The sequence below is a fragment of the Agathobaculum sp. genome (assembly GCF_050946325.1).
Taxonomy (GTDB): domain Bacteria; phylum Bacillota; class Clostridia; order Oscillospirales; family Butyricicoccaceae; genus Agathobaculum.
The window spans coordinates 1-9137 of sequence record NZ_JBMNUP010000067.1 but is presented as its reverse complement, the minus strand read 5'-3'; the positions used below and the strand labels follow the sequence as shown (position 1 = coordinate 9137).

Below are 9137 nucleotides of genomic sequence, written 5' to 3'. Positions count from 1 at the left end.
TGCCGCCAACCGTAAACTCGACCGCCGCGGTCTTGGTGCGGGTATCGGTCGTCATAATGGCACGGTTGGCCTGCTCGGAAGCATCGTCCGACAGCACGATCTCCGGCAGATGCGTTTCAATGCATTCCACCGGCAGCCGCTGTCCAATCACGCCTGTCGATGCGACAACCACATCGTTCTCGTCTATGCCCAGCTTGTGCGCCGCAGCGCTCGCCATGCGGCGCGCGTTTTCCATGCCGTCGGGCGCGCAGGCGTTGGCGTTCCCCGCATTGGCAATAATGGCGCGCGCCACGCCGTTTTCCAGATGCTCCATCGTTACATACAGCGGCGCGGCTTTGACGCGGTTCATCGTATAGGTTGCCGCCGCCGTACACTCGCACGCGCTGAAAATAACAGCCGTATCGTCGCTCGTCCGGCTTTCCTTGATACCGCAGCGAATGCTGCCCGCCGTAAATCCCTTTGCGGCGCACACGCCGCCTTCGATAATTTTCATATTACCCATTCTCCTTGCCGCCGGAATCGCGTCCACGGTTCCGAATCGCAAACTATACTGCCATCATTATACCGTCAAACCGGTGGTTTCGTCCAGTCCCAGCATAATATTCATGTTCTGCACCGCCGCGCCCGAAGCGCCCTTGCCGAGGTTATCAAACAAAGCGGTAACGATGGCCTGCTCTGCATGGCCGCAGACAATCAGCCGCAGGCTGTCATGCCCCGCCATGGTATTGGCATAAATCACCGGCTCATCCCCGCCAAGCGGCGCGACATGCACCAGTTTCTGTCCCTCATAATGCGCCGCAAGCGTTTCATGCACCAGCTGCGCGTCCACGCCGGGCAGCATAACCGTGGTAGCCATTCCCTTGTAAAAATCGCCCACGATGGGCACGAACACGGGCGGCTGCATCAATCCGCAGATATATTCCATTTCCGGCAGATGCTTGTGCTGCAGATTCAGGCCGTAAATACGCTCAGAATCATGCCGCGCATCGCGGTTTTCATCCTGATATTCCGCAATCATTTTTTTGCCGCCGCCCGAATAGCCCGTCAGCGATGCACAGGTCAGCGCGCAATCCGCCGGAATGATGTCATGCGCTACCAGCGGGTATACGGATGAAATAAATCCGCTTGCATGGCAGCCGGGGTTGGCAACCCGCTTTGACGCCGCCACCGCCGCGCGGTGCGCGCGGGACAACTCCGCAAAGCCATAATCCCAGCCCGCAGCGGTACGGTGCGCGGTCGAAGCGTCGATCACGCGGGTCGTATCGTTCCCAATCAGCGAGACCGCCTCTCTTGCCGCCGCATCCGGCAGGCAGAGGAAAACAATATCCGCCGCATTGAGGAACTTGCGCCGCTCTTCCGTATCCTTCCGCTTGTCCTCGTCGATCAGCAGCAGCTCAATATCATCGCGGCCGCCCAGCCGCTCATAAATTTGCAGGCCGGTCGTGCCCTCTTTGCCGTCAATATAAGCCTTTGGTTTCATCTGTTTTGTCCTCTAACCGTCACACGTCGTCTTCCACAGCCGCAATAAACTTTTCAATCTTGTCAATCTGGCGGGTGACCTCCTGCGGAGCCGGTCCGCCGATCACCTTGCGTTCTCCCACGCAGGTGCGCAGATCGAGCGCGTCGTACACATCGTCTCCGAATTTATTGGAAATGGCTGCAAAATCGCGCATCGTCATCGTTTCCAGGGTCTCATCCGCCTTGATGCACTGATTGACAAGACGGCCGACCGTCTTGTACGCATCGCGGAAGGGTACGCCCTTTTTGGTCAGATAGTCGGCGCAGTCCGTCGCGTTGATAAATCCGCGCGACGCCGCCTTGCGCATATTGTCCCGCCGCAGCGTCATGGTGGAGAACATCGGCGTGAACACCTCAAGGCACTGCTTGACCGTGTCGATCGCGCCGAACACGGCTTCCTTGTCTTCCTGCATATCCTTATTATATGCCAGCGGCAGGCCCTTGAGCACGGTCAGCATCGTCGTCAGGCTGCCGTACACACGGCCGGTTTTACCGCGGATGAGCTCGCATACGTCCGGATTTTTCTTCTGCGGCATAATGGACGAGCCGGTTGAATAGGCGTCGTCCAGCTCCACAAACTTGAACTCCCACGAGCACCACGAGATGATTTCTTCGCTCAGACGCGACAGATGCATCATCAAAATGGAAAGCGCGCTGAGCAGTTCAATGCAGTAGTCACGGTCGGAAACGCCGTCAAGCGAGTTATCGGTCAGCCGCGCAAAACCAAGCTTTTCACGGACAAAATCACGGTCAATCGGATAGGTGGTCGACGCCAGCGCGCCCGAGCCGAGCGGCATCTCATCCATGCGCTCATAGCAGTCCTGCAGACGGGTGATATCGCGCTTGAGCATATTGGCATATGCCATCATATAATGCGCGAACGTGGTCGGCTGCGCGCGCTGCAAATGCGTATATCCCGGCATGACAGCATCCAGATTTTCTCTGGATTTTGCGCACAGCGCCTTCATAAACGTGCAGATCATGTCAATGATCTCTTTGATTTCTTCCCGAACATACAGCCGCATATCCAGCGCAACCTGGTCGTTTCTTGAGCGGCCGGTATGCAGGCGCTTGCCGGTGTCGCCGATGCGCTCGGTCAAAAGCTGCTCAATATTCATATGGATGTCCTCATAGTCAAGCGAGAACTCCACCTTGCCGGCTTCGATATCCTCCAGAATGCCCTTGAGGCCTTCTACAATTTTATCCGCTTCATGCTGCTCAATGATGCCCTGCTTGCCCAGCATGGTCGCATGCGCAATCGAGCCTGTGATATCCTCTTTATACAAACGGCAGTCAAACAGAATGGACGAGTTAAAATCGTTTACCACCAAATCGGTTTCCTTCTGGAAACGTCCTGCCCATAATTTTGCCATAATTCATTACCTCTCAAAAACCGGTCATAGGGCGCAGCGCCCCTGTGTGCCAGGGAGCGCCGCGCCCTGTATGAAGGGTGCTTTACTTTTCGACGGACGGGAAATGCATGCCGGTCTTTTCCGCCAGGACCTGATCGTTCAGCGCGCGCACCTTGAGCGGCAGGCCGAACAGGTTGATGAAGCCTGCGGAATCAGACTGATCGTAGCAGTCGTCCTCATCAAAGGTGGCCATGCCCGCCGAATACAGCGAGTACGGCGAGGTGACGGACGCCGGAATGATATTGCCCTTGTACAGCTTGAGCTTGACGTCGCCGGTTACGGTTTCCTGCGTGGAATCGACAAACGCGCTCATCGCCTTGCGCAGCGGCGTATACCACTGGCCGTTGTAAACCAGGTCGGCAAATTTCAGCGCAAGCTGCTGCTTGTAATGCGCGGTTTCCTTATCCAGCGTGATTTCTTCCAGCTTCTGATGCGCCGCATACAGCACCGCGCCGCCCGGCGTCTCATACACGCCGCGGCTCTTCATGCCAACCAGCCGGTTTTCCACAATGTCCAGAATGCCGCAGCCGTTTTTGCCGCCCAGCTCATTGAGCTTTTCCAGCAGCTGAACCGAATTCATCTCCACGCCGTCCACCGCAGTGGGCACGCCCTTTTCAAAATGGATGGTGACGTAGGTCGGCACATCGGGCGCCTGCTCGGGCGATACGCCCAGCTCAAGGAAGCCCGGCTTGTTGATCGGCGCTTCGTTCGCCGGATCTTCCAGGTCCAGGCCCTCGTGCGACAGGTGCCACAGGTTCTTATCCTTGGAGTAGTTGGTCTCCTTATTGATCTTCAGCGGAATGTTGTGCTTTTCCGCATATTCAATTTCCTTTTCGCGGCTGTTCAGCTCCCAGAACCGCCACGGAGCAATGATGTCCATCTGCGGCGCAAAGGCGTGAATGGCCAGCTCAAAACGCACCTGGTCGTTGCCCTTGCCGGTGCAGCCGTGGCAGATAGCGTCCGCGCCTTCCTTGAGCGCAATCTCCACAATGCGCTTGGCAATAATCGGCCGCGCAAACGAAGTGCCGAGCAGGTACTGCTCATAAGATGCGCCCGCCTTCATGGTCGGAATGATGTAATCGTCCACAAATTCCTGGGTCAGATCCTCAATATACAGCTTGGAAGCGCCGGTTTTGAGCGCTTTTTCTTCCAGGCCGTCCAGCTCCGTGCCCTGGCCAACGTTGCCCGAAACCGCAATGACTTCGCAGCCGTAGTTTTCCTTGAGCCACGGAATCAGCACCGAAGTATCCAGTCCGCCCGAGTACGCCAGAACAACTTTGTTATATTGCTTTTTCATATTTGATTCCTCCAGACATTCGTCATTTTTTCGACGGCTTCATTATACTACTGCTGGCTCCATTTGGCAAGAAAAATTTATAATTATTTTATCTATTGCATATTTATTCATTCATTGCATGAAGTATCTGCAAGAAAAGCTTGCACTTTTCCAAAAAAAGTACTATGATATCTACAAATGCATCCTGTCAAGACAGATGCACGGAATGAATAAAAGCGCATGCATGCTATATGCGCAAAGGGGCGTTTACCGCAATGACCGAAAGAAACCTTACGATGCTGACCGATTTTTACGAGTTCACCATGGCTCACGGCTATTTTGAAAAGGGCATAGCCGACCGCCGCGCATACTTCGATATGTTTTTCCGCCGTGTGCCGGACGGCGGAGGATATGCCATCATGGCAGGCGTCGAACAGCTGATCGAATACTTCAAAAACCTGCATTTTACTGAGGAAGATATCGCTTATCTGCGCCGCTGCGGCTGTTTTTCTGAGGCGTTCCTCAATTATCTGCGTGATTTCAAGTTCGCCTGCGATGTATGGGCCGTACCGGAAGGCACCCCCGTATTCCCGGGCGAGCCGCTTGTGACCGTTGCAGGACCGATGATTCAGGCGCAGTTTGTAGAAACCATGGTACTGCTCACCATCAACCATCAAACGCTGATTGCCACCAAGGCCAACCGTATTTCCCGCGCCGCGCAGGGACGGACGGTATTGGAGTTTGGCTCCCGCCGTGCGCAGGGCTATGACGGCGCGATTTACGGCGCCCGCGCCACCTATATCGGCGGATGCCAGGGCACGGCCTGCGTGCTGGCTGACCGCGATTTCGGCGTGCCGGCCGGCGGCACGATGGCCCATTCCTGGGTGCAGATGTTCGACAGCGAGTATGAAGCTTTTAAAGCATATTCGGATATTTATCCAAACAACTGTGTTTTTCTGGTAGACACGTTCAACGTTCTCAAATCCGGCGTGCCCAATGCGATCCGCGTCGCCAAAGAGATGGTTGCCGAAAAGGGCATCCGTCCCAAGGGCATCCGTCTGGATTCAGGCGATATCGCCTATCTTTCGATTGAGGCGCGCAAGCTGCTGGACGAGGCCGGCTTCCCGGATATGCAGATCATGGCCTCCAACTCGCTGGACGAGTATATCGTCAGCGATCTGCTCATGCAGGGTGCCAGAGTTGATTCTTTCGGCATTGGCGAGCGTATGATTACCTCCAAATCCGAACCCGTTTTCGGCGGCGTATACAAGCTGGCCGCAGTGGAAAATGCCGCAGGGGAAATCATCCCCAAGATCAAGGTTTCCGAAAATGTTGAAAAAATCACCACGCCGCACTTTAAGCAGGTTTACCGTTTGTTTGATAACGCCACCGGCAAAGCACTGGGCGACGTTATCACCGTTTATGATGAAACGATTGACCAGACGCAGCCGTATACGCTGTTCGACCCCATCCATACCTGGAAGCAGCGCGTTGTGACCAACTACACGGTACGGCCGCTGCGCGTCCAGCTTTTCAAAAACGGCGAATGCGTTTATCAGAGCCCTGCCATTGATAAAATCCGTGATTACTGCAAGGCCGAAGTGGATACGCTTTGGGATCAAATCAAGCGATTTGAAAATCCGCAGACCTATTTTGTTGATCTCTCCAAAAAGCTCTGGTCCTGCAAAAACGAACTGCTGGAAGCCTGCCGCATCTGACCACAATAAAAAGCCTCTGACCGACCGGCCAGAGGCTTTTTTTAAAACATATTGACAACGCCGAGAACACCGTTGGAAGCGGCCAGCATAATCAGACCTGCCGCAACAACGCCGCCCGCAATGGAAAGCATCGCCTTTCCCTTGGGCATTTCCAGCAGCGTGGCTACCAGCGCGCCCGACCATGCACCGGTACCTGGCGCCGGCACTGCCACAAACAGAAACAGGCCGATGCGGGCATATTTGGTCACCTTTGCTTTTTTGCTTTCCAGCTTGGCTTTATATCCGGCAACAAAACGTGTGAACGGCCGCAGTGTTCCCACCCAATTGAGCACTTTTTCTCCAAAAAACAATGCAAACGGAATGGGAATCAAATTACCCAGATATGCCAGCGGCAGCACCTCAAACCACTCCATGCCCGCTGCAACACCCAGCGGCACTGCGCCGCGCAGCTCAACCAGCGGCACCATGGATATCACGATAACGGCTATTTCGCGTCCCGCGCCAAGCAGCCAGTTAAATAAACCCGAAAACATCGACATTCCTGCCCTTCCATACTCCTGCAAACTATTGCTTATGATACCGTAAATATGCCGTAAACGCAAGACTTACAGAAAATTTAACAATTTTTAACGCATTCACTTGCCTGCGGCTTTCATTGACAGCCTCTTTTGCCCGCAGTATACTATAAGCAGTATACTTAGATATTCGAGGTATCCGGAGGTGTCTGTCATGCCCCGCAAAAAAGAAGACTCCTGCTTTCCTTCCAGCAACGCTGTGCTTGTGCTTGCTCTGCTGGAGGATAACGACAAATACGGCTATCAGATCATCCGCGAGCTGGAATGCCGCTCGGATCAAACGTTTTCCATGAAAGAAGGCACGCTCTATCCCATTCTGCACCAGCTGGAAGAGCAGGGGGAGGTCAGCTCCTATGAGCGCGCCTCCGCTGCCGGCAGGCCGCGCCGGTATTACCGGCTGACCCGCCAGGGCGTGAAAACGCTCACCCGCTGCTGGCAGGAATGGCAGCGCCTGTGCAAAAGCTTCGGCAAAATTCTCGGAGGTGAGGCTTGTGTCACCGAATGAGTGCGTCAGCCTGTTTCTGGAGCGCGTCTGCTCCCACCTGTTCTGGCCGCTCCACCGCGCGCGGGTACGCCGGGAGCTGACCGACCACATCCTGTCCCGCGCGGAATATCTGCAAAACGAACGCGGATTTTCTGCGGAAGAGGCCATCATGCAAGCCGTCTGCATGATGGGAGACCCCGATGCGCTCGGGCATGCGCTGCGGCAGGCACATCGGCCGCTGTGCCGCCTTGCCCCGCCGCTTCTGCTTTTCTTGCTGTGCGCCGGCATTGCCTGCCGCCTTGTCTATCTGTTCCTGGCATCATAAAAGCGTTCTGCATTCCAATGTGCAGAACGCTTTTTTATATTTTTTTCCGCAGTCCCGCCGCTTTCACCACGGTCTGCACAATACAGGCGACCAGAATGACGCCGCACGATATCGCGCCGGCTTCCCGCAGCACCAGACTGCCAAACCGCGCAAATCCTTCCGTATCCCCCTGCACCAGCGCAAGAGTTGTGTAATATAAATCTCCGCCCGGCACCAGCGGCACCATCATAGGCACCAGCAGCGTAATCACCGGCGTTTTGAGCAGCCGGGCCAGCACTTCCGCCAGTGCAGCAGTTGCCAGCGCAGCCAGAAAAAAGGCCAGCACCCTGTTCGTATACGCATGCAGTGCCAGCAGATAAAAGCTCCAGTTGGCAATGCCGCCCAGCAGCACCGTCACCAGCCGCCGACCCTGCATGTGGAACAGCAGGCCAAAGCCCAGCGCGCCAATTCCGGCCATGCCAATCTGCATCAGCATTTCACCTGTCATACCGCACCTCCGAACCGCACCAGCACCAGCGCGCAGCCGGCCGCAATGGCAAGCGCGCGCAGCAGCGCCTCAAACGCGCACAGCAGGCCGGTAATCGTATCGCCCACAATCATATCGCGCAGCGCATTCACCAGCGCAATGCCCGGAATCAGCAGCATGATATTACCAATGATAATTTTGTCAAGAGACTGTCCCAATCCCAGCCATATGGTGATAACTGCCGCAAAACACATTGCCGCAGCGTTAACCGCCGTCAGCACAATCGGCTGCAGCCGGATGCGCGCGCCTGCCCTGCCGACGCCATACAGTATCAGGCTGCACAGCATCGCGGCCAATCCGTCCCGCGCCGAGCCGCCGAAAAATACCGCAAACGAGCCTGCAACCAGCACATGCGCCAGCGGTACCCGCCACGGCATATCCTCCGGCGTTTCTCGTATGGCCGCAATGCGCGCACACAGCGCGTCAAGCGGCAGCGGCGCGCTGCAAACCTCGCGCGAAAGCGCGTTGACCGCCTCAATACACCGCATATCGGTATCCCGCGCAACAATGCGGCGGGTCTGCGTCAAAATCTCACCGTCAGCGGACTGGACGGTGACGACCATGCTTGCCGGAATGCTCAGCACATCAACACGCACAAAGCCGTAGGCCAGCGCCATGCGGCGAATGGTATCCTCTACGCGGGCAACCTCCGCCCCCGAAACCAGCAGGATTTCACCTGCGTCCAATATTGCACACAGAATCTGCTCCATCCGACGTCCGCCTTTCGTTTACAGCAGCGGCGCGAACAGCCGCAGCACGCTGGCCGCCACCGAACGCAGCCACGGCACACGGCGCAGCCACTCATCGTCAATTTGGCGGCTGGTATGAATCATTTCCATAATATCCTGCTTGAGCGCGCCGACAACCGAGCTGCCGTAAAAACAGGTGCCGCACTCAAAATGCAGAAAGAACGACCGAAAATCCATATTGATCGTGCCGACAACCGCCGTATCGTCATCGGAAACGATGCTCTTGGCATGCAGGAACCCCGGCCGGTACTCATAAATTTTCACGCCTGCGCGGTGCAGCTGCTGATAATAGGAACGGGTAATCATATACACCAGCTTTTTATCCGGTATACCGGGGGTAAGCACCCGCACGTCCACGCCGGACTGGGCTGCAATGGTCAGCGCGGTAATCATCTCATTATCGAGCACCAGATAAGGCGTGGTGATATATACATATTTTTTTGCATTATGGATAATCTGCAAATAAACAGATTCCCCGATATTAAGGTCATCCAGCGGCGAATCGGCAAAGGACTGCACATACCCATCGGGCTGCGGCTTAATCGTGGGCAGGT

General features: G+C 55.7%; 11 protein-coding genes. 3 read left to right on the top strand and 8 right to left on the bottom strand.

Features of this window, described 5'->3' with window-relative positions; translation table 11 throughout:
- From ACOYIE_RS06650 to ACOYIE_RS06635, 4 genes are all read right to left on the bottom strand, one after another.
- Positions 1 to 493 (bottom strand): bifunctional ornithine acetyltransferase/N-acetylglutamate synthase (locus ACOYIE_RS06650; RefSeq protein ID WP_433411618.1); only part of this gene is annotated, 493 nt, incomplete at its 3' end.
- 66 nt (positions 494 to 559) lie between these two features.
- Positions 560 to 1480 (bottom strand): N-acetyl-gamma-glutamyl-phosphate reductase, encoded by a 921-nt coding sequence (gene argC, locus ACOYIE_RS06645; RefSeq protein ID WP_433411616.1) that lies wholly within the window; start codon positions 1478 to 1480, stop codon positions 560 to 562.
- 19 nt (positions 1481 to 1499) lie between these two features.
- Complete coding sequence (gene argH / locus ACOYIE_RS06640) at positions 1500 to 2891, bottom strand: argininosuccinate lyase (RefSeq protein WP_433411614.1); 1392 nt, start codon at positions 2889 to 2891, stop codon at positions 1500 to 1502.
- Between the two features lie 82 nt (positions 2892 to 2973).
- Positions 2974 to 4227, bottom strand: coding sequence for an argininosuccinate synthase (locus ACOYIE_RS06635; RefSeq protein ID WP_433411612.1), 1254 nt, complete (start codon positions 4225 to 4227; stop codon positions 2974 to 2976).
- A gap of 254 nt (positions 4228 to 4481) precedes the next feature.
- Here ACOYIE_RS06635 and ACOYIE_RS06630 point away from each other — a divergent pair, with 254 nt between their 5' ends.
- On the top strand, positions 4482 to 5924 hold the full coding sequence (locus ACOYIE_RS06630; RefSeq protein WP_433411610.1) for a nicotinate phosphoribosyltransferase: 1443 nt from the start codon (positions 4482 to 4484) through the stop codon (positions 5922 to 5924).
- A gap of 41 nt (positions 5925 to 5965) precedes the next feature.
- Here the strand turns inward: ACOYIE_RS06630 and ACOYIE_RS06625 are convergent, their stop codons facing one another.
- A complete protein-coding gene (locus tag ACOYIE_RS06625; RefSeq protein WP_433411608.1) occupies positions 5966 to 6457 on the bottom strand; it encodes a COG2426 family protein in 492 nt (163 codons plus the stop codon).
- Between the two features lie 196 nt (positions 6458 to 6653).
- Between ACOYIE_RS06625 and ACOYIE_RS06620 the strand changes: the two genes are divergently transcribed.
- Both ACOYIE_RS06620 and ACOYIE_RS06615 read left to right on the top strand, forming a co-directional pair.
- Positions 6654 to 7004: a PadR family transcriptional regulator gene (locus ACOYIE_RS06620; RefSeq protein ID WP_433411606.1), complete on the top strand. Its 351-nt coding sequence runs from the start codon at positions 6654 to 6656 to the stop codon at positions 7002 to 7004.
- Complete coding sequence (locus ACOYIE_RS06615; RefSeq protein WP_433411604.1) at positions 6991 to 7308, top strand: permease prefix domain 1-containing protein; 318 nt, start codon at positions 6991 to 6993, stop codon at positions 7306 to 7308. The genes ACOYIE_RS06620 and ACOYIE_RS06615 overlap by 14 nt, the downstream gene beginning before the upstream one ends.
- A gap of 34 nt (positions 7309 to 7342) precedes the next feature.
- On the opposite strand, the gene ACOYIE_RS06610 is transcribed toward ACOYIE_RS06615, so the two are convergent.
- The 3 genes from ACOYIE_RS06610 to ACOYIE_RS06600 form a co-directional block, all read right to left on the bottom strand.
- Positions 7343 to 7795 carry a threonine/serine exporter family protein gene (locus tag ACOYIE_RS06610; protein ID WP_433411602.1) on the bottom strand — a complete coding sequence of 151 codons (453 nt, stop codon included), beginning with the start codon at positions 7793 to 7795 and terminating at the stop codon, positions 7343 to 7345.
- Positions 7792 to 8544, bottom strand: a complete 753-nt coding sequence (locus ACOYIE_RS06605; RefSeq protein ID WP_433411600.1) for a threonine/serine exporter family protein — start codon at positions 8542 to 8544, stop codon at positions 7792 to 7794. The genes ACOYIE_RS06610 and ACOYIE_RS06605 overlap by 4 nt, the downstream gene beginning before the upstream one ends.
- Before the next feature lie 18 nt (positions 8545 to 8562).
- Positions 8563 to 9137: phospholipase D-like domain-containing protein (locus ACOYIE_RS06600; protein ID WP_433411598.1), on the bottom strand; the 575-nt coding region annotated here is incomplete at its 5' end.

What these genes read in the sequence shown, in the direction of transcription:
- ACOYIE_RS06625 (WP_433411608.1), bottom strand. Translation starts at nt 6,457, where the DNA reads ATGTTTTCGGGTTTATTTAACTGGCTGCTTGGCGCGGGACGCGAAATA.
- ACOYIE_RS06620 (WP_433411606.1), top strand. Translation starts at nt 6,654, where the DNA reads ATGCCCCGCAAAAAAGAAGACTCCTGCTTTCCTTCCAGCAACGCTGTG.
- ACOYIE_RS06610 (WP_433411602.1), bottom strand. Translation starts at nt 7,795, where the DNA reads ATGACAGGTGAAATGCTGATGCAGATTGGCATGGCCGGAATTGGCGCG.
- ACOYIE_RS06630 (WP_433411610.1), top strand. Translation starts at nt 4,482, where the DNA reads ATGACCGAAAGAAACCTTACGATGCTGACCGATTTTTACGAGTTCACC.
- argH (WP_433411614.1), bottom strand. Translation starts at nt 2,891, where the DNA reads ATGGCAAAATTATGGGCAGGACGTTTCCAGAAGGAAACCGATTTGGTG.
- ACOYIE_RS06605 (WP_433411600.1), bottom strand. Translation starts at nt 8,544, where the DNA reads ATGGAGCAGATTCTGTGTGCAATATTGGACGCAGGTGAAATCCTGCTG.
- ACOYIE_RS06635 (WP_433411612.1), bottom strand. Translation starts at nt 4,227, where the DNA reads ATGAAAAAGCAATATAACAAAGTTGTTCTGGCGTACTCGGGCGGACTG.
- argC (WP_433411616.1), bottom strand. Translation starts at nt 1,480, where the DNA reads ATGAAACCAAAGGCTTATATTGACGGCAAAGAGGGCACGACCGGCCTG.